This window comes from Cupriavidus cauae (assembly GCF_026210475.1).
In the GTDB taxonomy this organism is placed as follows: Bacteria; Pseudomonadota; Gammaproteobacteria; order Burkholderiales; family Burkholderiaceae; genus Cupriavidus; species Cupriavidus cauae.
Genome location: NZ_CP080294.1, coordinates 1,132,553 through 1,155,065 on the forward strand (window position 1 = coordinate 1,132,553; position 22,513 = coordinate 1,155,065).

Here is a 22,513-nt window from a genome sequence, read left to right on the forward strand (position 1 = left end):
GCGAATGGACGGCGAATGGACGGCGCATGGATGGCGCACGGACGGCAAATGCACGGCGAGCGGGCCGCGAATTGACCACGGATCGGTCGGGAATCGACCACGGACGGACCGCGCATTGATCGGCCGGACCGCTAGATTAATCCAAATAATCCGTTTTTCCGAATTCGCCATCGTGCCTAGAATGCCGGGACCGGCCGCGCATCTGCGCGGTTCCGTATTGGTCTTTGTTGGTCCTTGTTGGTCCTTGTTGGTCCTTGTTGGTCCTTGTTGATCCCTGTTGGTCCTGATTCCGACCGTCGACTTCCTGATATCGCGCCCGCCATGGCTTCTTCCCTCTCGATCGGCTCCGGTGCCGGCTTCTCCGGCGATCGCATCGACGCCGCGCTGCCCGTGGTGCGCACGCTGATCGCCGACGGCGGCCCGGCCGCGCTGATCTTCGAAACGCTGGCCGAGCGCACGCTGGCGCTGGCCCACCTGGCCCGGCGCGCCGATCCCGAGCGCGGCTACGAGCCGCTGCTCGACGCCTTGCTGACCCCGGTGCTGGGCCTGTGCCTGGCGCACGGCATTCCGATCATCGGCAATTTCGGCGCGGCCAATCCGCACGGCGCCGCGCGACGCGTGCAGGCGCTGGCGGCCGAACTGGGCCTGCCCAGGCCGCGCGTGGCCGTGGTCGAGGGCGACGATCTGTCCGGCGATGCCGGCCGCGCGCTGCTGTCGGGCCTCCTGGGCGAGGCCTTTCCCGAGCGCCGCTTCGTCTGCGCCAACGCCTATATCGGCGCGCATGGCATTGCCGATGCGCTCATCGCCGGTGCACAAGTGGTGGTGTGCGGCCGCGTCGCCGACCCGGCCCTGGCGGTCGGCCCGGCGATGGCGCATTTCAAATGGTCCTGGCAGGACTGGGACCGCCTCGCGCGCGCGACCATGGCCGGCCATCTGCTCGAATGCGGTGCGCAGGTGACCGGAGGCTATTTCGCCGATCCCGGCATCAAGGACGTTCCCGACGTCCATGCGCTTGGCTATCCGATCGTGCGACTCGACAGCGATGGCGGCATCGAGATCGGCAAGGCGGCCGGCACCGGCGGCTGCGTCGACCTGCGTACCGTCAAGGAACAGCTGCTGTACGAGGTCCACGACCCCGCCGCCTATCTGACGCCCGACGTGGTGGCCGACATCAGCGCGGTCACGGTCGAGCAGGTCGGTCCGGACCGCGTCGCGGTGCGCAATATCCGCGGCCACGCGCGTCCCGAGCAACTGAAGGCCAACCTGTTTCATGAAGGCGGCTGGATCGCCGAGGGCGAGATCTCCTACGCCGGACCGAACGCCGCGGCGCGCGCGCGCCTGGCCGGCGACATCGTGCGCAAGCGGATGGCGATGCTGGGCATTGAGGCGCCGGTGCGGCTCGACCTGATCGGCGTGCTCAGCGTGCTGGCCGACGATGGCGGCGCATGGCTGTCCGCGCCGCAACCAGATGAAGCGCAAAGCCAGGACGTGCGGCTGCGCGCCGCGCTGGCGCACGAGGACAAGGCCGTGGCAGAGGCGCTGCTGCGCGAGGTCAACGCGCTCTATTGCTGTGGACCTGCCGGCGGCGGCGGCGTGCGCACCGCGCTGCGTCCGCGGCTGAACGCGATGTCCTGCCTGGTGCCGCGCGATGCGGTGTCGCCGCGCCACACGATGATCGAAGGCTGAACATGACGACGTCCGACACCATTGCCCTCTATCGTCTCGCGCACGCCCGCACCGGCGACAAGGGCGACCGCTCGAACATCAGCGTGATCGCCTATGACGAGCGCGATTTCGCGCATCTGCTCGCACACGTGACCGAGGACGCGGTACGCACGCTGTTCCGTCATCGCCGTCCCGCCGCGGTGACGCGCTACGTCGTGCCCAGCCTGCATGCGATGAACTTCGTCCTCGACGGCGTGCTCGACGGCGGCGTCAACGATGCGCTCAATCTCGACGCGCACGGCAAGGCCCTGTCCTTCCTGCTGCTGCAGTTGGAGATTCCCTTGCCGCCGCGCTTGCGCGGAGGCGGCTGACTCGGCGCCACGCATCGGTTCATCCTGACCCGACGACTGGCCTGATCACCGACCTGATCACCGACCTGATAACTGACCTCATAAAACACCCAGAGGAGACCACACCATGCCATCCCGATTCCTGCCCGCGGCCGTGCGAACGCAACCGGCGCCGCGCCTGAAGACACTGCTCCCCGCGCTGGCCGCGCTGACGGCATTCGCCGCGCTGGCGCTGCCGTCAGCGCCGGCGCGCGCGGAATTCCCCGACAAGCCGGTCCGTTTCGTCGTGCCCTTCGCCGCCGGCAGCGCCACCGACCAGCTGGCCCGCGCCATCGGCCAGGCGATGACCACCGATGCGAAGGTCACCGTGGTGGTCGACAACAAGCCGGGCGCCAACGGCTTCATCGCGGCCTCCGACGTCGCCAAGGCCGCGCCGGACGGCTATACGGTGCTGATCACGACCAACACCACGCACGCGGCCAACGAGCATCTGTTCAAGAAGCTGCCCTACGATCCGGTCAAGGACTTCACGCCGATTACCGCGCTGGGCAAGGGCGGGCAGATCATGGTGGTCAACCCGCAATTGCCGGTGAAGACCGTGGGCGAGTTCATCGCGCTGGCCAAGCAGCAGCCGGGCAAGCTGAGCTTCGGCAGCGGCAGCTCGTCGTCGCGCATCGCCGGCGAACTGTTCCAGCAGATGGCGCAGGTCCAGCTGCTGCACGTGCCCTACAAGAGCAATCCGCTGGCGGTCACCGACCTGCTCGGCAACCAGATCCAGATGATGATCACCGATACCGCGACCGGCCTGCCGCAGGTCAAGAGCGGCAAGCTGCGCGCGCTCGGCGTGTCCGGCAAGACCCGTTCGCCGCTGGCACCGGATGTGCCGACCATCGACGAGGCGGGCGTCAAGGGCTACGAGATGAGCTACTGGTTCGCGGCGTACACGCCGGCGGGCACGCCGCAGCCGGTGGTCGCGAAGCTGAACGAGCTGCTCGTCAAGGCGGCGCGCAGCCAGACCGCAAGCAACTTCTATCGCAGCACCGGCACCGAGATCTTTACCAGCACGCCGGCCGAACTGGCGGCCTTCCAGCAGCAGGAATCGGCCAAATGGGGGCGCATCATCCGCGCCGCCAATATCCAGCCGGAATAAGGCGGGCGAACAAGCCGGCGAAGTGAGCCGAGGAAATAAGCCGGCGAAGTAAGCCGAGGAAATAAGCCGGGCAGCCGTTCCCGCATGCCGCTCCGCATTCGCTGGAGCGGCATCGCGATGGTTTGCCGGGTCGCCAGCACGGTCATGTGCAGGGCGCGTGCGCTCCGGAGTATGATCGTCGCATGCAAGCCTCGATCTTCTCTTCCGCCCATCCGGCCGACCAGTTGGCCGAGTTCACCGACCCAGAAGCCGCGCTGGCGCGCATCGGCGAGATCTACGACAACGCGGTCGGCGCGGTGCGCGCGCGTTTCGATGCCTTCGCCCGCGGCGAGCCGCTGCCCTCGGCGGCGCATGCCTGTTATCCCTATCTGGGCATCTCGGTCAATATCGAAACGATGGTGACCGACAGCCGGCCGTCGTGGGGCACGGTGGCGTATCCCGGGGTTTATGGCACCACCGTGACGCGGCCCGATCTGTTTGCCGACTACTACCGCGACCAGATCGAACGGCTGATGCGCTATCACCGCGTGCCGGTGGTGGTGGGCACCAGCCGGCGGCCGATTCCGCTGCCCTTCGTGATCGAGGCGTCGACCACCGATATCAGCTACACGCAGGCCCGCGAACTCGAGGCGTCGTTCGTGCTGCCAGAACTGAGCCGCATCGACGACGGGATCGCCAACGGCACCTACGAGCCCGTGCCCGGCGAGGCCTGGCCGCTGTCGCTGTTTCCCGCCGAGCGCGTCGATCTGGCGCTGCAGCGGCTGTACCACTACACCGGCACGGCGCCGCAGCACTTCCAGCGCTTCGTGCTATTCACCAATTACCAGCGCTATGTCGACGAGTTCGTCGCGCTGGGCCGTTCGCTGATGACCAGCGCCGATGGCGACGAGTACATCCGCTTCGTCGAGCCCGGCGATATCGTGCAGAACCACGGCGAGGCCGAGCCCGATCTGGCGCTGTATCCGCGCGCGCTGCCGCAGATGCCGGCCTATCACCTGGTGCGCGAGGACCGGCTCGGGGTCACGCTGGTCAATATCGGCGTCGGCCCGTCGAATGCCAAGACGATGACCGACCATCTGGCGGTGCTGCGCCCGCATTGCTGGCTGATGGTGGGGCATTGTGGCGGCCTGCGCCGCTCGCAGCAGCTTGGCGACTACGTGCTGGCGCACGCCTATGTGCGCGACGACCACGTGCTGGACCAGGACCTGCCGCCATGGGTGCCGGTGCCGCCGATTGCCGAGATCCAGGTCGCGCTGCAGGAAGCGGTAGCGCGGGTGACCGGGCTGTCGGGCAACGAGATGAAGACGCGGATGCGCACCGGCACCGTGGTCTCGACCGACGACCGCAATTGGGAATTGAAGTCCAAGACGCTGTACGCGCGCTTCAACCAGTCGCGCGCGATCGCGATCGACATGGAAAGCGCGACGGTGGCGGCCAACGGCTTCCGCCTGCGCGTGCCCTACGGCACGCTGCTGTGCGTCTCGGACAAGCCGCTGCACGGCGAATTGAAGCTGCGCGGCATGGCCAACGCCTTCTATCGCCAGCGCGTCAGCCAGCATATGACGATCGGGCTCGAAGCGATCCGCATCCTGCGCGAGAACGGGGTCGAGGCGCTGCACTCGCGCAAGCTGCGCAGCTTCGACGAGCCGGCGTTCCGGTGACACGGTGACACGGTGACACGGTGACGCGCGACGCCGCCGGTATCGCTATGGTGTCCCCTCTCCCGTGAGCGGGAGAGGGAAGCCAACCTGCGGTGTCGCAAGGTGCGCGGCGTGTCTCAGGCGGCCTGCTGGTCGGCGCCGCTCAGCTGTGCCGCCCGCAAATGCCGATTGATCCCCGACACCACCGCCTTCAACGACGCCGTCACCAGATTCGCGTCGATCCCCGCGCCGAAGCCGGTCGCTGATTCCCCTACCCGTACCTCGACATAACAGGCCGCGCGCGCATCGGCGCCGGACGATTGCGCGTGTTCGTGGTAGTCCATCACGCGCACCGGCATGCCGAGCGCGCGCACGAAGGCGTCGATCGGACCGTTGCCCTTGCCGCGCACCACGCGCGTGGCGCCATCCTGCACAAGCGTCGCCTCGATCTCGACCTGGTCGTCCGCGCTCGACATCATCCGGTGCGACACGTAGCGCAGCGGCGCATCGACATCGAGATATTCGCGGCGGAACAGTGCGAACAGATCGTCCGCGCTGGCCTCGGCCCCGGTCTCGTCGGTCATGCGCTGCACCGCGCGGCTGAACTCGATCTGCAGCCGGCGCGGCAGATACAGCCCGTGCACCTGTTCGAGCAGATAGGCCATGCCGCCCTTGCCGGACTGGCTGTTGACGCGGATCACCGCGTCATAGCTGCGGCCCAGGTCGGCGGGATCGATCGGCAGGTACGGCACCTCCCAGATGGCATCCGGCCTCTGCTGGGCGAAGCCCTTGCGTATCGCGTCCTGATGCGAGCCCGAGAACGCCGTGAACACCAGATCGCCGGCATAGGGATGGCGCGGATGCACCGGCAGCTGATTGCAATGCTCGACGCACTGGCGCACCTCGTCGATATCGGAGAAGTCCAGCTGCGGATCGACGCCCTGCGTATAGAGGTTCAACGCCAGCGTGACCAGGTCGACGTTGCCGGTGCGCTCGCCGTTGCCGAACAGGCAGCCCTCGACGCGATCGGCACCGGCCATCACGGCCAGTTCGGCCGCCGCCACCGCGGTGCCGCGATCGTTATGCGGGTGGACCGACAGCACGATGTCGGCGCGGCGCGCCAGATGCCGATGCATCCATTCGATCTGGTCGGCAAACACATTGGGCGTGCTGCACTCAACCGTGCTCGGCAGGTTCAGGATCATCGGTCGCGACGGGCCCGGCTCCCAGATGTCGGCGACGGCGTCGCTGACTTCGAGCGCGAAATCGAGCTCGGTCATGCTGAAGGTCTCGGGCGAATACTCGTAGGTCCACGCGGTGCCGGGAATCGCATCGGTCAGTTCGCGGATCAGCCGCGTGCCGGCCAGCGCGATCTCCTTGACCTCGTCGCGGCTCGCGCCGAACACGATGCGGCGAAACGCCGGCGCGATCGGGTTGTACAGATGCACGACCGCACGCGGCGCGCCGCGCAGCGATTCGATGGTGCGGCGGATCAGGTCGTCGCGCGCCTGCGTCAGCACGACGATGGTCACGTCGTCGGGAATGCGGTTCTGCTCGATCAGCATGCGCACGAAGTCGAAATCGGTCTGCGATGCCGACGGAAACGCGACCTCGATCTGCTTGAGGCCGATCTTCACCAGTTGTTCGAAGAAGCGCAGCTTGCTCGCCACGCTCATCGGCTCGATCAGCGCCTGGTTGCCGTCGCGCAGATCGGTGCTCATCCAGATCGGCGCGCGCGTGATGCGCTGGTTGGGCCAGCTGCGATCCGGCAGATCGACGGTGGCGGCGGGGCGGTATTTGACGGCGGGATTGCGCAGCATGAACGGGTCCTCCTCGCGAGGGAATCGCGATAGCGAAAGAAAAGCGGGACGGATGGCACGCGGACGATCGAATGCCGATCGGGCGCGATCAGGACCGCAATCGAGGCCGATTGCGGCGTGCCAATGCGAACGGAAAAGTGGCGACAGGCTGCCGAACTGCCACGGGGCGCTAGGCCCGGCAACCGATCGGTAGGTCTAGTTGTAGCGAGGAGAGGGCGCAGGCGAGCGCGCGGACCGAGCCGAGGCCATCGATGGCGACCGCACGACGCGCGCGCGCCGACGCGGCGATGCGCAGGGCATCGGCGGCTTGGCGGTGGACGGTCGTTGCAACGGACATCGTGCTGGCTGGTGTGAGTGGTGTCGAGCTTCGATGCGATTCGACGCGATTCGACGAGGCGCTACGGTGTAGCAGCCACGAAGCGTAGTGCATCGAGCGTCGACTCGTCAAGCGCGCACGCTGCGGTGGTGTGACGCCACACCGCGGTCTCGGCCAAATGGATGAGATCGCGCTCCCGGTCTCGTACCTGAACGCGCGCTGCCCCACGCAAACCGCGGCCATCGTCCACCGCTTGGCCGGTACAGCGACGCCGCCGTCGCGCCTAGCCTGAATGGGGACATTGGCCCAGCAAACGGGGAGACATCATGAGAACGGGAACGGGGTCGAAGGCGCTCGCCTGGGTCGCGGCGGCGCTGACAGCGATGGTATTGGCCGCATGCGGCGGAGGCGGCGGCAGCGATGGTGCGGCAGCGGGTCCGAGTTCGGGCTCGGGTTCCGGCGGATCGTCGGGACCCGGGTCCAACGGCTCCCCGACAACGGTCAGCTATACCGTGACACTCGGGCAATCGGCGGGACAGGTCGGCGTGGGCCGCACGCTGACGCTGGCCGCCGTCATCGTCGACAGCAATGGCAAGGACGTTACCGCCCAGGGCAGCTACGCGTGGACCTCGTCCGATCCCGCCGTCGCGACGGTGACGCCGAGTGCCACCGTCGCCGGTGCCGCGGTCGTGACCGGCATCGCCCCCGGTACCGTCAACGTGCAGGTCGCCGCCACCATCAACGGCGCCGACGGCAAGGCCATCGTGCTGCCGGTGCAGACGGCCACGATCACCGTCGCGGCCAGCCCCCACTACAGCCTCGCGGTCTCGCATCCATTGCTGACGCTCGCCAACGGCGAAACGCGGCAGATCCGCGCCACGCTGCTCGATGGCGACGGCATCGATGTGTCCGCCGCCGTGCATGACTGGGCTTGGGCGAGCTCGGCCGCCGGCATCCAGCTGAGCGCGGATCGCGAGCGCGCGACGCTGCACGGCGTCAACCCGTCTACCACCAGCACGGTCGAGGGCACGGTCACCGTCGGCGTGACGGCGCCCAATGGCGTCGCGCTGGCCGCGCGGATCGCCGTCGTGGTGCTGAAGAACGGCAGCTACGCCTACACGCTCGAGCTGCTGCGCAACGGCACGCCGATCGACGCGATCTCGATCCTGAACGGCTATCCGGCCACGCTGTCCGCGCGCGTGATGCGCAGCGACGGCCTTGATGCGACCGCGCAGCTCGACGGCCAATGGTCGTACGCCAGCACCTCGCCGTCGCTGTCGGTCCAGCCCACGGCGAGCGGGCGCGGCTTCACGCTGAACACCAGCCGTCCCAACGGGGCCGATCCGCTGCAGAGCCTGTTGAAGGTCACGGCCACCAGCAAGGCCCTCGATGCCACGCCAAGCGCCGGGCTGACGGTGACCGAGCAGCCGACCTGGGCGCTGGTCTACGACGGTCCGCAACCGCTGCGCATCGCGACGATGCCGCCGCTGCCGATCCCGGTCACCGCGACCGTCAGGCATCGCGGCAACGCGCTGACCTTCCTCGAATGCGAGGCGTGGGACTGGCAGCAGGCCGGCAATATCGCCGTGACCCCGGCCACGCATCCGGGCCAGGTCGGCGTGACGCCATTGACCCCGGGCGACTTCTCGCTGACCGCGAGCTGCAGCGTCAGGAAGACCGGGCAACGGTTGTCGGTGACGATTGCGGGCACTGCGATCTAGGGCGGGCAGTTGGCGCGCAGTTGGCGGGCAGTTGGCGGGCATTTGGCGCGCGGCTGGCGCGCCGTGCCGCGCCGGTGCCGGGCCCTGCGATCCGAAACGCCCCCATGGCGACGAGCCCCGGGGGCGTTTCATCGGTCCGCAACAGCGGCAGCGAGAGACGAGCGTACCCGTTTCTGCGTGCCAATGGGACCGGCCCTCAGAACCGATATCCGACACCGACGCTGAACAGCCACGGGTCCAGCTTGACCTCCGACACCTTGGCGCCGGCCGCCTTCACATCGCTGGAGAGCCACACCTTCTTGATGTCCGCATTCAGGTACCAGTGGCGTGTCAGCCGGTAGTCCATGCCGATCTGCAGCGCGGGCGCGATGCTCCAGCGGTCCAGCGACAGCGTATTGCCGGCGAGATCCGCGCCCCAGATCCGCGTGAAGTTCAGCCCCGCGCCGACATAGGGCCGGAAGGTGGCGTGCGGCAGGAAGTGGTACTGCACCAGCAGCGTCGGCGGCAGATGCTTGAACGTGCCGATCCGATTGCCGTCGAGATGGACGTCGTGCTTCTGCGGAATGGTCAGCACCAGTTCCGCGGCAATGTGCGGCGTGAAGAAATAGGTGACATCCAGCTCGGGGATCCACTTGTTGTTGACGCCGATGCGGTCCGAGGCGCCCGCGCCGCCGACGGGGTCGGACTTCTGCGCAAAGTCGAGATAGGTGCCGCGCAGGCGGACCATCCAGTTGCCTTCGGGCTCGGTGCCGGCCGCGGTACCGGCCGCGATGCCACCTGCGGCGCCGGTTGCCGTGTTGGTTGCAGCGTCGGCCGCGTTGGCGTGCAGCGGCGGCAAGGCCATCATGACGGCCGCCGCGGCGACCGTTGCCAATCGGGTACGAGGAGATTGCATCGGGCTCATGTTGTGATCGACAGGACTGGGAAAGACCCCATGCCGAGTGTGCCCGTGGTGCCTGCGGACCCGTTTGACCTAAAGCAAAGGGCCAGCAAAAGCTGGCCCTCTCTACTATGGCGTGCGGCTGCGGTGTGCGGCTGCGGCGTGCTGCTACGACGTGCTACCGCGCGCTGTCGTGTATCTCCCCCTGGCCCTTGCCCTGCGGCTTGCGCACGATGCGGATCGGCTTCTCGTGCGCGGACGGGGCGGGGCTGGACGCATTGCCCAACGTATTGCCCGATGTATTGCCGGATGTATTGCTGTCGCAGCTGTTGCAGCCCCCGCTGTCGCAACCGGTGGCGCAGCCGGCCGCTACCGCCTGCGGCGCCAGCCGTGCCACCAGCCGCGCGCGCCATCCGCGTGCCTGCGCGCCGCCCAGGCTGGCGGCCAGCGCGGCCTTGGCGCGCTCGCGCGTGCGCGGCATGTAGCGCGCCGCCACCGACAGCGCGCACACCAGCACGATCAGCGGCACCAGCACGGATTCGACGGCGTGATAGAGCGACATGATGGTTTCCGGCTGCCTCAGCTGAACAGCAGCGCCACGCGATAGGTGACGAACGCCGCCAGATAGCCCAGGCCCGCGAGATAGAGCGTGGAGGCGGCCATCACCTTCCACGAGTTGGTCTCGCGGCGGATCACGGCCAGTGTCGAGATGCACTGCGGCGCGAACACGAACCACGCCAGCAGCGCCAGCGCGGTGGCCAGCGACCACTGCGCGGCGATCATCGGCGCGAGCTGCGCCGCCACCGTGTCCTCGCTGCCCGACAGTGCGTAGACGGTCGCCAGCGCGCCGACCGCCACTTCGCGCGCGGCCAGGCCCGGCACCAGCGCGATACAGATCTGCCAGTTGAAGCCGACCGGCGCGAATACCTTCTCCAGCGCGTGGCCGATCATGCCGGCGAAGCTGTAGTCGATCGGCGGCAGCGTCGCGCCTTCGGGCGGGGACGGGAAGGTGGCCAGGAACCACAGCAGCACCGTCAGCGTCAGGATCACCTTGCCCACGCGCGACAGGAAGATGCGGGCGCGCTCCCACAGCCCGATCGCGACGTCGCGCGGATTCGGAATGCGGTAGGCCGGCAGTTCCATCAGCAGCGGATGCTCGGTGCGGTCACGGCGGAAGAACTTCAGCGCATAGGCGACCACCAGCGCGCTGACAATGCCGGCCACATACAGGGCGAACAGCACCAGCCCTTGCAGGTTGAACACGCCCATCACCGTGTCCGCCGGAATGAAGGCGCCGATCAGCAGCGCATAGACCGGCAGCCGTGCCGAGCAGGTCATCAACGGCGCGACCAGGATCGTGGTCAGCCGGTCGCGCGGGTCCTGGATCGTGCGGGTCGCCATGATGCCGGGAATCGCACAGGCGAAGCTCGACAGCAGCGGGATGAACGAGCGGCCCGACAGCCCCGCGCCCATCATCAGCCGATCGAGCAGGAAGGCCGCGCGCGGCAGATAGCCCGATTCCTCCAGCGTCAGGATGAACAGGAACAGGATCAGGATCTGCGGCAGGAACACCACCACGCTGCCCAGGCCGGCGATCAGGCCGTCGACGATCAGGCTGCGCAGCAGTCCATCGGGCAGCAGGCCGCCGACCAGTTCGCCGGCATAGGCCACGCCGCCCTCGATGCTCTCCATCAGCGGCTCGGCCCACGAGAACACGGCCTGGAACATCAGGAACAGCAGCACGGCGAGGATCGCCAGGCCGAACACCGGATGCAGCACCACGCGGTCGATACGGTCTTCGAGGCTCGCCGATGCGGTCGGCATCGTCACCGCCGCGTCGAGCAGGCGCTTGACCTCGGCATGCGTGTCGAAGTCGTCGGCCGGGGCCGGAGGAGGCGGCGGGGCCGACGGCAGCGCGCCGTCGAGCACCGACAGCAGCGCGGCGGCGCCACCGCGCCGCACGGCGACCGTCTGCACCACCGGCACGCCCAGCGCGGCGGCCAGCTTGTCGCGGTCGATGCGGATGCCGCAGCGTTCGGCCGCGTCGCTCATATTGAGCACCACCACCATCGGCAGGCCGAGGCGGCGCAGTTCCAGCACGAAACGCAGGTGCAGCCGCAGATTGGTGGCATCGACCACCGACACCAGCAGGTCGGGCACGGCCTCGCCGGGGCGGTTGCCCATGCAGACGTCGCGCGTGATGGCTTCGTCCAGGCTCGTCGCGTGCAGGCTGTAGGCGCCCGGCAGATCGAGGATGCGGACCTGCCGGCCGGACGGCGCGACGAAATAGCCTTCCTTGCGCTCGACCGTGACGCCGGCGTAGTTGGCCACCTTCTGGCGGCTGCCGGTCAGCCGGTTGAACAGCGCGGTCTTGCCGCAATTGGGGTTGCCGACCAGCGCGACGCGCAGCGGCGCCTGCGCGGTGGCGGCGGAAGCGGGAGTGGCGGGAGAAGTAGCGACGGACATGGCGTAATTCGAATCGGTCCGCTTCATGCGGTACCGGCTGTATCGGCGGTATTGCCTGCAGCAGCCGTATTGCTCGCAGCGGCCGGATTGGCGGTGCGGGCGCCCTCGGGCTGCACCGTCACGCGGGCGGCTTCGGCGCGGCGCAGCGCGAAGCGCGTGCTGCCGACCTGGGCGACCAGCGGGTCCTTGCCGAACGGGCCGAAGGTAATGATCTGCACGGCCTCGCCGGGCACGAAGCCGAGTTCGCGCAGGCGTCGGGCGATGGGATCGTTCGGGGTGCTGTCGTCGACCGACAGTACGATGGCCGCGGTGCGCCGCGGCAAGTCTGACAAGCGCATGTGCTTTGGTCCCGCGGGCGGGTTGCCGGCGTGGCGCCGGTACTACCTGACCGCTTGCTTAGTGATGAATCAGCGGGCGTAGATGAGAATCGTTTGCATTGTACTGCATTCACTCCCGCTCGATGTGCCGTACTGGCGTGGGGTGCCGCTCGGCGTGCCGCCTGACGTACCGCAATGTGCCCTGTGGCATCGTGGGGTGCCGGAAGGACAGCGGCCCGGCCACCGACGCCCCGGTAAAGGCTGCGGTGGCCGGGCCGATGCCTGGCTGCGGTGCGTCGATCCCGGCCCTGGCTTCGACCGCGCCTTAGCCACCCAGGTACGCGTTGCGCACCTGATCGTTGGCCAGCAGGTTCGCGCCGGTATCGGCCAGCACCACCTTGCCGGTTTCCAGCACATAGCCGCGGTCGGCCACCTGCAGCGCCTTGTTGGCGTTCTGCTCGACCAGGAACACCGTCACGCCATCCTCGCGGATGGTGCGGATGATGTCGAAGATCTGCGCGATGATCATCGGCGCGAGACCCAGGGTCGGCTCGTCGAGCAGCAGCAGCCGCGGCCGGCTCATCAGCGCGCGGCCGATCGCCAGCATCTGCTGCTCGCCGCCGGACATGGTGCCGGCGCGCTGCGAGGCGCGCTGCTCCAGCCGCGGGAACAGCTTGAACACATGCTCGATGCCCGCCTCGATTTCGTCGCGCTTGGCGAAGAACGCGCCCATCTTCAGGTTCTCCAGCACGGTCAGGCTGGGGAACACGCGCCGGCCCTCGGGCGAGATCGCCATGCCCATGCGCATGATCTCGTGCGTCGAGCAGCCGGTGATGTCGCGGCCCTCGAACAGCACGCGCCCGCTGGACGCGCGCGGGCTGCCGCAGATGGTCATCATCAGCGTGGTCTTGCCCGCGCCGTTGCTGCCGATCAGCGTGACGATCTCACCCTGGTTGACCTCGATCGATACGCCACACAACGCCTCGACGGCGCCGTAATGGGTATGGACCTGTTCCAGCTTCAGCATCAGTCCTCTCCCAGGTATGCCTTGATCACGCGCGGGTCGTTGCGCACGTCCTCGGGTTTGCCGATGGTGATCGGGCGGCCGTGCTCCATCACCAGGATGCGGTCGGACACGCCCATCACCAGGCTCATGTCATGCTCGATCAGCAGCACCGCGATGCCGAACTCGCGCCGCAGCTGGTCGATCAGCGTCTTGAGCTCGACCTTCTCCTGCGGGTTCAGGCCCGCGGCCGGTTCGTCCAGCATCAGCAGGCGCGGCTGCGTGATCATGCAGCGCGCGATCTCCAGCCGCCGCTGGTGGCCGTACGACAGCGTGCCCGCCTCGCGGTTGGCCACGGCGCGCAGGCCCATGCGGTCGAGCCATTCGGCGGCGCGCTCCAGCGCCTCGCGCTCGGCGCGGCGATAGGCCGGCGTGGCGAACAGCCCGTGCAGCAGCCCCGATTTGACGCGGCGATGCTGCGCCACCATCAGGTTCTCGACCACCGTCAGGTTCTTGAACAGCCGGATGTTCTGGAAGGTGCGGACCAGTCCCTGGCGCGCCACCATATGGCTCGGCAGGCCGGCGATGGGCCGGTCGTCCAGCATCACCTCGCCCGCGGTGGGCTTGTAGAAGCCGCCGACGCAATTGAACACCGTGGTCTTGCCCGCGCCGTTCGGCCCGATGATGGCGAACACCTCGTCGTTGCGGACGCTGAAATCGATGCCGTCCACCGCCAGCAGGCCGCCGAAGCGCATCTGCAGGCCGGACACTTTCAACAGTTCTGCGCTTTGTGCACTCATTGCGGCAACTCCACGTGCGGGCGGCTGGCGGGCAACAGGCCCTGCGGGCGCCACATCATCATCAGCACCATCACCAGGCCGAACAGCAGCATCCGGTATTCGGCGAAGCCGCGCGCGACCTCGGGCAGCACCGTCAGCAGGATCGCGGCGATGATCACGCCGAGTTGCGAGCCCATGCCGCCCAGCACCACCACGGCCAGGATCAGCGCCGACTCGATGAAGGTGAACGATTCGGGATTGACCAGGCCCTGGCGCGCGGCGAAGAACGCGCCGGCCAGGCCCGCGAAGGTCGCGCCCAGCGTGAAGGCCGACAGCTTGATGCGGGTCGGATTCAGGCCCAGCGAGCGGCAGGCGATCTCGTCCTCGCGCAGCGCCTCCCAGGCGCGGCCCATCGGCATGCGGATCAGCCGGCTGGTGACGAACAGCGTCAGTCCCACCAGCAACAGCGCGAGCAGGTACAGGAAGATCACCATGTGCTCGCCGCTGTAGTCCAGGCCGATCAGGTCGTGGAAGGTGCGGGCACCATCCTCGCCCGCGCTGCGGGTCATCGGGATGCCGAACACGGTCGGCTTCGGGATGCCATAGATGCCGTCCGGTCCGCCGGTCAGGCTGGTCAGGTTGTTCAGCAACTGGCGGATGATCTCGCCAAAGCCCAGCGTCACGATGGCCAGGTAGTCGCCGCGCAGGCGCAGCACCGGAAAGCCCAGCAGGAAGCCGAACAGCGCGGCCATGCCGGCCGAGATCGGCAGGCATTCCCAGAACGACAGCCCGAAGGCCTGGTTCAGCAGCGCATAGGTGTAGCCGCCCACCGCGTAGAAGCCGACATAGCCGAGGTCGAGCAGGCCGGCGAAGCCGACCACGATGTTCAGGCCCAGGCCGAGCATTACGTAGATCAGCGCCAGCGTGGCGACGTCGACCGCGCCGCGCGAGCCGAAGAACGGCCAGATCAGCCCGACCGCCAGCAGCACCCAGACCGCGGCGCGCTGCTGCCCCGGCGCGAGCGTGGGCAGCGCCGGCAGCCTGACCGCCGAGGTGGTGCGGTGGATCACCGGCTTGAACAGCTGGAACAGGAACACCGCGGCCACCGCGATCCACACCGGGCGCCAGTGCGGTTCGAGCACCACGCGATAGCCCTCGAGCTTGAGCTGCAGGCCGAGGATGGGGATCGTCAGGATGGCGGTCAGCACCGCCGCCGAGACGGCGTTCTTCAGCGATTGCGTCATCGAAATGGAGGAGTTCATGGCGCGGTCCTCAGACTTTTTCCACGTCCGGCTTGCCCAGCAGGCCGGTGGGACGGAACAGCAGGATCAGCACCAGCAGGCCGAACGCGACCACGTCCTTGTATTCGGCCGGCATGTAGCCCGAGGCGAAAGTCTCGGCCAGGCCCAGCAGCACGCCGCCGAGCATCGCGCCCGGAATGCTGCCGATGCCGCCGAGTACCGCGGCGGTGAAGGCCTTGATGCCGGCGACGAAGCCGATGAAGGGGTTCAGCTTGCCGATCGTCAGCCCGATCAGCACGCCGCCCGCGGCGGCCAGCATCGCGCCCAGCACGAAGGTGAACGAGATCACGCGGTTGGTGTCGATGCCGAGCAGATTGGCCATGCGCATGTCCTCGGCGCAGGCGCGGCAGGCGCGGCCCATGCGCGAGTGGCCGATGAACAGCGTCAGCGCGATCATCAGCACCAGCGTCACGCCGACGATCAGCAGGCGCGAATACGGCACGGTCACCGTGAAATCGCCGCCCATCTCGAGCTCGAGCGCGCCGCTGATCAGCACCGGCACCGACACGTCGCGCGCGCCCTGGCCGATCTGCACGTAGTTCTGCAGGAAGATCGACATGCCGATCGCGGAGATCAGGGGCACCAGCCGCGGTCCGCCGCGCAGCGGCCGGTAGGCGACCCGCTCGACCGCGAAGCCGTACAGGCCGGTGACGATCACCGACACCAGCAGCGCGGCGCCCAGCACCAGCGGCAGCGGATAACCGGCGGCCACGCCGATCGCGGTCAGCGTCACCAGGCCCACATAGGCGCCGATCATGTAGATCTCGCCGTGGGCGAAATTGATCATGCCGATGATGCCGTAGACCATCGTGTAGCCGATGGCGATCAGCGCATAGATCGCACCCAGCGTCAGGCCGTTGACCAGCTGCTGGGTGAATTGGGGTAGGAATTCGTTCATGAGGTACGTCCCGTCTGTACAGCACGTCGGCCGGGTTCAGCCCGTTCGGGCCGCTTCGGTGAGGCCGGCGTGCCTGTCGCGGCGGGCCCTTCCCGCGCGGGGAAGGGCGCGATCGAAGCGGCCCGGCATATCAAAACGCCCCGTTCGGTGACGAACGGGGCGTTGGCACGGACCGCGCCGGCGATCAGTTGGCGGCCGTCTTGGTGGCGTCCTTGTGCCAGGTGAAGACGACGAACTTGAACGACTTGAGGTCGCCCTGCGCGTCGTATTCGACCTTGCCGATCGGGGTCTGGAAGGCGTTCTTGTGCATGTACGCCGCGACCTTGACCGGATCGGTGCTCTTGGCGCCCGCGATCGCGTCGGCGATGATCTTGACGCCCGCGTAGGCCGGCATCTGGAACGGACCGTTCGGATCGCGCTTCTTGTCGGCGAAGGCCTTGACCAGCGCCGCGTTGGCCGGGTCGGCCGAGAAGTCGGCCGGCAGCGTGACCAGCATGCCTTCCGAAGCCGGGCCGGCGATCGCGGTGACGTCCTTGTTGCCGACGCCTTCCGGTCCCATGAACGTCGCCTTGACGCCCTGCTCGCGCGCCTGGCGCAGCAGCAGGCCCATCTCGGGGTGATAGCCGCCGAAGTAGACGAAGTCCACGCCCTGCGACTTCAGCTTGGTGATCACGGCCGAGTAGTCCGAATCGCCGGCGTTGATGCCTTCGAACAGCACCACGGGGATCTTGGCCGCTTCCAGGTCCTTGCGCACCGAGGCGGCGATGCCCTGGCCGTACGACTGCTTGTCGTGCAGCACGGCGACCTTCTTGGGCTTGACCTTGCCGATGATGTACTGCGCGGCGGCCGGACCCTGCTGGTCGTCGCGGCCGATCGTGCGGAAGATCATCTTGCGCTTCTTGCCTTCGGTCAGCTGCGGCGCGGTGGCCGACGGCGTCACCATCACGACGCCTTCGTTCTCGTAGATGTCCGCGGCCGGAATGGTCGAGCCCGAGCAGACGTGGCCGATCACATAGCGGATGTTCTGGCTGACGATCTTGTTGGCGACGGCCACGGCCTGCTTCGGTTCGCAGGCGTCGTCCATCAGCACGACTTCGAGCTTGTTGCCGCCGGCGCCGCCGGCAGCGTTGATCTGCTCGATGGCGGTCAGCGCGCCCGCCTTGACCATGTCGCCGTACTGCGCGACCGAGCCGCTCATCGGGCCGGCGATGGCGATCTTGACGGTTTCCGCATGCGCGGCGGCACCCAGGGTGAGCAGCGCGGCGGCCAGAGAAAGGGAGGTAAGACGGGAATGCTTCATTGGGAGCTCCTCGATCGTGTTTGTTCGAATCATCCAGGCGCGGGCCTCGGACGTGCGCAAAATCGAAGAACTCCCCGGCGACTTGACAGGCTGGTCGGGGGCGCGCATGCACGACCGCGGCTCAGGCCTGAAAGGGCACTACTTGACCACGTTCTTGTTATTGCGCAGGCCAATCGCCCGCCTGCCCACCGCACCGATGAGGACCGGGTAAGTCCGTTCGGCGTCGGCCAGGTGGCGGCATTATAAGGTGAATCTTGGAGCGGCCTATGCGCGCTGCACCAATCCGAGGCTGTTGTGGCTTTCGCGGAACACTCGAACGCGCCGAGGCCCTTCCGATGGGGGGTAATGCGGTTTGGCGCGGGGTTCAGCGGCCGGTGGTCACCATGCCGCGCGTGGCCAGCGCGAGCGCGCCGTGCCGGGTGCCGCCACGCAGGCTCGACGAAATCTCCGCCGCGGCGTGCTGGACCATTTCCGCGAACGTGCGCAGCTTCTGCGGCTTGAAGCGCTCCGCCGGCCCGGACAGGCCGACCGCGGCGAAGACCTGGCCATGCCCGTCGACGATCGGCGCGGCCACGCCATGGACCGACTCGCGCCATTCGCCGCGATTGACCGCATAGCCCTGCCGCCGCACCTTGTCCATTTCCTGCAGGAAGCGCGCCGGCTCGACGATCGAATTGGTGGTGGCGCTCTCCAGCGCGGTCGACATCCGCTGCAGCACGGTCGGCGGCTGGAAAGCCAGCATTGCCTTGCCTGTCGCCACGCAGTGCGCCAGCGCGCGGCCGCCGATCTGGGTATAGGCGCGGACTGGATTGGGGCTGTCGATCTTGTGCACGTAGACGACCTCGCCGCGATCGAGCACCGACAGGTGGACGCTTTCGCCGCTGTCGTGCATCAGCCGTTCCATCCAGCCCTCGGCGTGGCGGCGCAGATCGAGCCGGCCCAGCACCGCCGAGCCCAGCTCCCACAGCTTGATCGACGCGCTGTAGGCCGCGGTGTCCTCGTCGCGGATCACATAGCGCAGCTCGGTCAGCGCCTGCAGCAGCCGATGGACATTGCTCTTGGCCATGCCGAGCCGGTTGGCGATCTCGGTCAGCCCCAGCGGCCGGTCGCTATGGGCCAGCAGTTCGACGATGCCGAGGCCTTTGATCAGGGTGTTGTTCATGGTTTGCTGTATTGCCTGGGCGCTTACGCGGGCAGCGGACGGGTCGTCCGCCCTGTTCTCAAATACGGAACCGTTGTCCCGTATTCCGGCACGTCCATATAATGCCTCGCATGCCCCGCCGCCCGCAAGACGGGCGCCGGCGTGCCTTTCCGCCAACCGGCGCCCTCCCACCGCTGCCACTGTCATGTCCGATCTGAACGAGAAGGATCTGCCGCTCGCCGGCGTCAAGGTATTGGAGTTCTGCACCGTTGCCGCCGGGCCGTTCTGCGGCATGCTGCTGGCCGACATGGGCGCCGACGTCGTCAAGATCGAACCCCCCGACGGCGATACGCTGCGGCAATGGCCGCCGATTTCGGCCGGCTTCTCGGAGAACTTTGCTTCGCTGAACCGCAACAAGCGCTCGGTGGTGCTGAACCTGAAGCAGCCGGAAGACGTGGCGCTGGCGCGCCAACTGATGCTCGAGGCCGACGTGGTGGTCGAGAACAACCGGCCCGGCGTGATGGACCGCCTGGGGCTGGGCTATGCGAGCCTGCGCGAAGACCATCCGGGGCTCGTCTACTGCTCGGTGTCGGCCTATGGCCAAAGCGGGCCGCGTGCGACCGAGGGCGGCTTCGACCTGACCATCCAGGCCGCCGCCGGCGTGATGAGCGTGACTGGCGAGCCGGACGGCGCGCCGGTCAAGTGCGGCGTGCCGCTGGCCGATTTTGCGTCCGGGCTGTACGGGGCCTTCGCCATCGCCAGCGCGCTGGCCCGCGTGCGCGCCGGCGGCGCCGGCATGCATATCGATGTGCCGATGTATGGCTGCACGCTGGGCATCGCGGCGCTGCAGACCAGCGAGTATTTCGGCACCGGCCGCAGCCCGGCCAAGCTGGGCTCGGCGCATCCGCGCAACGCGCCGTACCAGGCGTTCCAGGCGGCCGACGGCTATTTCGCGATCGCGGCCGGCAACCAGAAGCTGTGGCTCGAGGTCGTGCGCGTGGTCGAGATGCCCGAACTGTCCGAGGACCCCCGCTTTGCCACCACCCGTGATCGCGCGGCCAACCAGGTCGCGTTGAAGGACTTGCTGGAGCAGCGCTTTGCCCGCGCCGGCGTCGATCACTGGATCGCGGCCTTCCAGGCCGCCGGCGTGCCGCACGCGCGCATCAACGACTACGCCGCCGCGCTGCAGGATCCGCAGGTCGAACACATGGAGTGGGTGCGCCCGTTGACGCTGCCGAGCGGCGTGGCGACGCGGACCTTCGTTTCGCCGCTGCGGCTGGACGGCATGGGGTTGCCGGTGCGCCGGCCGCCGCCCGCACTCGGCGAGCATACCGAGGCGATTCGCGCCGCCCATGCCGGCGGCGCCGGGCAGGGGCAGGAGCCGGGGCAAACGCAGGAACGAACGCAGGACCAAACGCAGAAGCAAACTCAGGACCAAACGCAGGAGAAAACGCCATGAGCCGCACCATCGAACCGCTGCGGACCTTCGTTGCCGGCGTCACGTCGCTGATGGAAGGACCCGACCGCGACGAGGCCGCCTTGCTGGAAGGCACCCGGCCCCTGCTGCAGGCGCTGGTCGCCCGCGACGACTGGCTGCCCGACGAACTGGCGCAGCCGCATCCGACCTACTACCAGCAATACCTGCTGTACGGCGATCCGCTCGATCGCTTCTCGGTGGTCAGCTTCGTCTGGGGGCCGGGCCAGCAGACGCCTGTGCACGACCACACGGTGTGGGGCTGGATCGGCGTGCTGCGCGGGGCCGAGATCGACATCCGCTATCGCCGCGACGATCGAGGCATCCATCAGGACGGCGAGGAAACCCGGCTCGAGGCCGGGCAGGTGGCGGCGGTTTCGCCCTCGCTGGGCGACATCCACCGCGTGCGCAATGCCTTCGACGACCGCGTCTCGGTCAGCGTCCACCTGTACGGCGGCAATATCGGCCGCATTCGCCGCCATGTCTTCGATCCCGCGACCGGCGCGCCGAAGGAGTTCGTCTCCGGCTATGCCAACCGCTTCGCGCCGAATCTGTGGGCCGCTGCCGATGTCTGACGACGCATCGACCGTCGCCGCCACCGCGCAGCCGGCGCTGCTGGTCGACCGGCAAGGCGATATCACGCGACTGACGCTGAATCGTCCGCAACGGGGCAATGCCTTGTCGGCCGAACTGGTGCAGGCGCTGCACGACGCGGTCCTCGCCTGCCAGCGCGACGGCACGCGGCTGCTGCTGATCGAAGGCGCGGGCAAACACTTCTGCACCGGCTTCGACCTCGCCGACCTCGACGGCGAAACGGATGACACGCTGCTGGCCCGCTTCGTCCGCGTCGAACTGATGCTGCAGGCCGTCTATACGGCGCCATTCACCACCGTCGCGCGGGTCCACGGCCGGGCCATGGGCGCCGGCGCCGATCTGGCGGCGGCCTGCGAACAATGCTGGGTGGCGGCCGACAGCCGCTTCGCCTTCCCCGGCGCGGCCTTCGGGCTGGTGCTGGGGACCGCGCGGCTTGCCGCCCGCGTCGGGCCGACACTGGCGCGCCAATGGATCGGCGCCGGCGCCACCATCGATGCCGACACGGCCCTCGCCACGGGCCTGGCCTCGCGGGACTTCGAGGCCGACGAACACGGCAAGCCCGATACCGCGCTGGAGGCGCTGGCGCGTCAGGCGCGCCGGCTCGACACCGACACGCAGGCGGCGATCCATGCCGCCTCCCGCGCAGACGGCGACGAACTCGCCAGGCAGCTCGCCGCGCTGGTCCATTCGGCCGCGCGGCCCGGTTTGCGCGAGCGCATCCGCGCGTATCGCGCGGCGTCGGCCCGCTAGGCGGTCCGTTGCCGCGCGGCCGGCGTGGGGAAGATGCCGACGAAGCGATCGCGCGCCGGATGATCGGGCGCCGCCTTCCAGACGCAATAGACCTCCGACGGCACGGTGCTGTGCTTCAGCGGCCGAAATGCCGCGCCGGCCAGCGCCGAATGCCGCAGGGCCGCCGGCACCACCGCCACGCCCATTCCCTGCGAGACGAGCGACACCACCGACAGCCAGTGCCGGACCTCGTGGCGGATCTGCGGGTAGAAGCCCTCGGCCGCGCACATGTCGACGATGCGCGCGTAGTAGTCGGGCGACGCATTGCGGGAGAACAGCACGAACGGCTCGCCGCGCAGCTCGGTCAGCGCGATGGTGCGCCGGGTTGCCAGCCGATGGGCGGCCGGCATGCAGCAGACGAAGGGCTCGCTGTGGATCAGCCGCGCCGCCAGCTCGTCCGGCACCCGGCTGGTGTGGATGAAGCCGACGTCGAGCTGCCCGTGCAGCAGCGCCTCGATCTGTTCCTGCGAATTGAGTTCGGTCAGCGCGATCTGGATGCCGGGCTGATCGGCCTCGAACTGCTGCAGCTTCTGCGGCAGGCCCCGATACAGCATCGACCCGACGAAGCCCACGCGTAGCCGGCCCACGGCGCCGGCCTCGATCTGCCGCGCCAGCAGCCGCGCCTCCTCGGCCTGCGCCAGCAGCGCGGTCGCCGATTCGCGGAAGGCCCGGCCCGCGGCGGTCAGCCGTACGCCCTTGCTGTCGCGCTCGAACAGCCGGGCGCCGACCGACGCCTCCAGCTGCTGGATGTTCAGCGACAGCGGCGGCTGCGAGATCGACAGCCGGCGCGCGGCGCGGCCGAAATGCAGCTCGTCGGCCAGCACGAGGAAATAGCGCAGATGGCGGAACTCCATGACAGGGGCGGCGTTCGATGGCGCTTCGATGAGGGTTCGGTGATGGGGGCCGGAA

20 protein-coding genes are annotated in these 22,513 nt (G+C 68.3%); 8 read left to right on the forward strand and 12 right to left on the reverse strand.

Going from position 1 to position 22,513, the window contains the following annotated elements:
• Window positions 1-321: 321 nt before the first annotated feature.
• The 4 genes from KZ686_RS20405 (at window position 322) to KZ686_RS20420 (ending at window position 4,826) form a co-directional block, all read left to right on the forward strand.
• Window positions 322-1,686, forward strand: a complete 1,365-nt coding sequence (locus KZ686_RS20405) for an acyclic terpene utilization AtuA family protein (protein ID WP_265635248.1) — start codon at window positions 322-324, stop codon at window positions 1,684-1,686.
• Window positions 1,687-1,688: 2 nt separating this feature from the next.
• On the forward strand, window positions 1,689-2,036 hold the full coding sequence (locus KZ686_RS20410) for an AtuA-related protein (RefSeq protein WP_149318506.1): 348 nt from the start codon (window positions 1,689-1,691) through the stop codon (window positions 2,034-2,036).
• A gap of 106 nt (window positions 2,037-2,142) precedes the next feature.
• Window positions 2,143-3,165 carry a Bug family tripartite tricarboxylate transporter substrate binding protein gene (locus KZ686_RS20415; RefSeq protein WP_226106834.1) on the forward strand — a complete coding sequence of 341 codons (1,023 nt, stop codon included), beginning with the start codon at window positions 2,143-2,145 and terminating at the stop codon, window positions 3,163-3,165.
• 182 nt (window positions 3,166-3,347) lie between these two features.
• Entirely contained in the window at window positions 3,348-4,826 is a 1,479-nt protein-coding gene (locus KZ686_RS20420) for an AMP nucleosidase (RefSeq protein ID WP_149318505.1), read from the forward strand.
• 116 nt (window positions 4,827-4,942) lie between these two features.
• On the opposite strand, the gene leuA is transcribed toward KZ686_RS20420, so the two are convergent.
• Window positions 4,943-6,625 carry a 2-isopropylmalate synthase gene (gene leuA, locus KZ686_RS20425; RefSeq protein WP_265635254.1) on the reverse strand — a complete coding sequence of 561 codons (1,683 nt, stop codon included), beginning with the start codon at window positions 6,623-6,625 and terminating at the stop codon, window positions 4,943-4,945.
• Window positions 6,626-7,453: 828 nt separating this feature from the next.
• Between leuA and KZ686_RS20430 the strand changes: the two genes are divergently transcribed.
• Window positions 7,454-8,662: a hypothetical protein gene (locus KZ686_RS20430; RefSeq protein ID WP_265633511.1), complete on the forward strand. Its 1,209-nt coding sequence runs from the start codon at window positions 7,454-7,456 to the stop codon at window positions 8,660-8,662.
• A gap of 196 nt (window positions 8,663-8,858) precedes the next feature.
• Here the strand turns inward: KZ686_RS20430 and KZ686_RS20435 are convergent, their stop codons facing one another.
• The 10 genes from KZ686_RS20435 to KZ686_RS20480 all read right to left on the reverse strand — a co-directional run bounded on the left by KZ686_RS20435 (window position 8,859) and on the right by KZ686_RS20480 (window position 18,768).
• Window positions 8,859-9,506: an OmpW/AlkL family protein gene (locus KZ686_RS20435; protein ID WP_407648618.1), complete on the reverse strand. Its 648-nt coding sequence runs from the start codon at window positions 9,504-9,506 to the stop codon at window positions 8,859-8,861.
• A 214-nt stretch (window positions 9,507-9,720) separates the two neighbouring features.
• Complete coding sequence (locus tag KZ686_RS20440) at window positions 9,721-10,104, reverse strand: DUF6587 family protein (protein ID WP_226106826.1); 384 nt, start codon at window positions 10,102-10,104, stop codon at window positions 9,721-9,723.
• Window positions 10,105-10,121: 17 nt separating this feature from the next.
• Complete coding sequence (gene feoB, locus KZ686_RS20445; protein ID WP_265633513.1) at window positions 10,122-12,008, reverse strand: ferrous iron transporter B; 1,887 nt, start codon at window positions 12,006-12,008, stop codon at window positions 10,122-10,124.
• 23 nt (window positions 12,009-12,031) lie between these two features.
• Window positions 12,032-12,346, reverse strand: a complete 315-nt coding sequence (locus tag KZ686_RS20450) for a FeoA family protein (RefSeq protein WP_226106823.1) — start codon at window positions 12,344-12,346, stop codon at window positions 12,032-12,034.
• 304 nt (window positions 12,347-12,650) lie between these two features.
• On the reverse strand, window positions 12,651-13,352 hold the full coding sequence (locus KZ686_RS20455; RefSeq protein WP_149318501.1) for an ABC transporter ATP-binding protein: 702 nt from the start codon (window positions 13,350-13,352) through the stop codon (window positions 12,651-12,653).
• Window positions 13,352-14,128, reverse strand: a complete 777-nt coding sequence (livG, locus tag KZ686_RS20460; protein WP_149318500.1) for a high-affinity branched-chain amino acid ABC transporter ATP-binding protein LivG — start codon at window positions 14,126-14,128, stop codon at window positions 13,352-13,354. Before livG ends, KZ686_RS20455 begins: the two co-directional genes overlap by 1 nt.
• Complete coding sequence (locus KZ686_RS20465) at window positions 14,125-15,369, reverse strand: high-affinity branched-chain amino acid ABC transporter permease LivM (RefSeq protein WP_150084807.1); 1,245 nt, start codon at window positions 15,367-15,369, stop codon at window positions 14,125-14,127. The genes livG and KZ686_RS20465 overlap by 4 nt, the downstream gene beginning before the upstream one ends.
• A gap of 10 nt (window positions 15,370-15,379) precedes the next feature.
• Window positions 15,380-16,306, reverse strand: coding sequence for a high-affinity branched-chain amino acid ABC transporter permease LivH (gene livH, locus KZ686_RS20470; protein ID WP_006576581.1), 927 nt, complete (start codon window positions 16,304-16,306; stop codon window positions 15,380-15,382).
• Between the two features lie 184 nt (window positions 16,307-16,490).
• Complete coding sequence (locus KZ686_RS20475) at window positions 16,491-17,606, reverse strand: branched-chain amino acid ABC transporter substrate-binding protein (protein WP_149318498.1); 1,116 nt, start codon at window positions 17,604-17,606, stop codon at window positions 16,491-16,493.
• A 364-nt stretch (window positions 17,607-17,970) separates the two neighbouring features.
• Window positions 17,971-18,768: an IclR family transcriptional regulator gene (locus tag KZ686_RS20480; protein ID WP_265633514.1), complete on the reverse strand. Its 798-nt coding sequence runs from the start codon at window positions 18,766-18,768 to the stop codon at window positions 17,971-17,973.
• A 184-nt stretch (window positions 18,769-18,952) separates the two neighbouring features.
• Between KZ686_RS20480 and KZ686_RS20485 the strand changes: the two genes are divergently transcribed.
• From KZ686_RS20485 to KZ686_RS20495, 3 genes are read left to right on the forward strand one after another with little or no spacing between them, the layout of a single operon-like run.
• Complete coding sequence (locus tag KZ686_RS20485; protein ID WP_265633515.1) at window positions 18,953-20,206, forward strand: CaiB/BaiF CoA transferase family protein; 1,254 nt, start codon at window positions 18,953-18,955, stop codon at window positions 20,204-20,206.
• Window positions 20,203-20,796 (forward strand): cysteine dioxygenase family protein, encoded by a 594-nt coding sequence (locus KZ686_RS20490; RefSeq protein WP_265633516.1) that lies wholly within the window; start codon window positions 20,203-20,205, stop codon window positions 20,794-20,796. The genes KZ686_RS20485 and KZ686_RS20490 overlap by 4 nt, the downstream gene beginning before the upstream one ends.
• On the forward strand, window positions 20,789-21,565 hold the full coding sequence (locus KZ686_RS20495) for an enoyl-CoA hydratase/isomerase family protein (protein WP_149318494.1): 777 nt from the start codon (window positions 20,789-20,791) through the stop codon (window positions 21,563-21,565). The genes KZ686_RS20490 and KZ686_RS20495 overlap by 8 nt, the downstream gene beginning before the upstream one ends.
• Here the strand turns inward: KZ686_RS20495 and KZ686_RS20500 are convergent.
• The gene (locus tag KZ686_RS20500) at window positions 21,562-22,458 is read right to left on the reverse strand and encodes a LysR substrate-binding domain-containing protein (protein ID WP_149318493.1); all 897 of its coding nucleotides are present in this window, start codon (window positions 22,456-22,458) and stop codon (window positions 21,562-21,564) included. The two genes, KZ686_RS20495 and KZ686_RS20500, sit on opposite strands and share 4 nt — an antisense overlap.
• Window positions 22,459-22,513: the final 55 nt, after the last annotated feature.

Coding starts and splice junctions, on each gene's coding strand:
- KZ686_RS20405 (WP_265635248.1), top strand. CDS start 322: ATGGCTTCTTCCCTCTCGATCGGCTCCGGTGCCGGCTTCTCCGGCGAT.
- KZ686_RS20410 (WP_149318506.1), top strand. CDS start 1,689: ATGACGACGTCCGACACCATTGCCCTCTATCGTCTCGCGCACGCCCGC.
- KZ686_RS20415 (WP_226106834.1), top strand. CDS start 2,143: ATGCCATCCCGATTCCTGCCCGCGGCCGTGCGAACGCAACCGGCGCCG.
- KZ686_RS20420 (WP_149318505.1), top strand. CDS start 3,348: ATGCAAGCCTCGATCTTCTCTTCCGCCCATCCGGCCGACCAGTTGGCC.
- leuA (WP_265635254.1), bottom strand. CDS start 6,625: ATGCTGCGCAATCCCGCCGTCAAATACCGCCCCGCCGCCACCGTCGAT.
- KZ686_RS20435 (WP_407648618.1), bottom strand. CDS start 9,506: ATGGCCTTGCCGCCGCTGCACGCCAACGCGGCCGACGCTGCAACCAAC.
- KZ686_RS20440 (WP_226106826.1), bottom strand. CDS start 10,104: ATGTCGCTCTATCACGCCGTCGAATCCGTGCTGGTGCCGCTGATCGTG.
- feoB (WP_265633513.1), bottom strand. CDS start 12,008: ATGTCCGTCGCTACTTCTCCCGCCACTCCCGCTTCCGCCGCCACCGCG.
- KZ686_RS20450 (WP_226106823.1), bottom strand. CDS start 12,346: ATGCGCTTGTCAGACTTGCCGCGGCGCACCGCGGCCATCGTACTGTCG.
- KZ686_RS20455 (WP_149318501.1), bottom strand. CDS start 13,352: ATGCTGAAGCTGGAACAGGTCCATACCCATTACGGCGCCGTCGAGGCG.
- livG (WP_149318500.1), bottom strand. CDS start 14,128: ATGAGTGCACAAAGCGCAGAACTGTTGAAAGTGTCCGGCCTGCAGATG.
- KZ686_RS20465 (WP_150084807.1), bottom strand. CDS start 15,369: ATGAACTCCTCCATTTCGATGACGCAATCGCTGAAGAACGCCGTCTCG.
- livH (WP_006576581.1), bottom strand. CDS start 16,306: ATGAACGAATTCCTACCCCAATTCACCCAGCAGCTGGTCAACGGCCTG.
- KZ686_RS20475 (WP_149318498.1), bottom strand. CDS start 17,606: ATGAAGCATTCCCGTCTTACCTCCCTTTCTCTGGCCGCCGCGCTGCTC.
- KZ686_RS20480 (WP_265633514.1), bottom strand. CDS start 18,768: ATGAACAACACCCTGATCAAAGGCCTCGGCATCGTCGAACTGCTGGCC.
- KZ686_RS20485 (WP_265633515.1), top strand. CDS start 18,953: ATGTCCGATCTGAACGAGAAGGATCTGCCGCTCGCCGGCGTCAAGGTA.
- KZ686_RS20490 (WP_265633516.1), top strand. CDS start 20,203: ATGAGCCGCACCATCGAACCGCTGCGGACCTTCGTTGCCGGCGTCACG.
- KZ686_RS20495 (WP_149318494.1), top strand. CDS start 20,789: ATGTCTGACGACGCATCGACCGTCGCCGCCACCGCGCAGCCGGCGCTG.
- KZ686_RS20500 (WP_149318493.1), bottom strand. CDS start 22,458: ATGGAGTTCCGCCATCTGCGCTATTTCCTCGTGCTGGCCGACGAGCTG.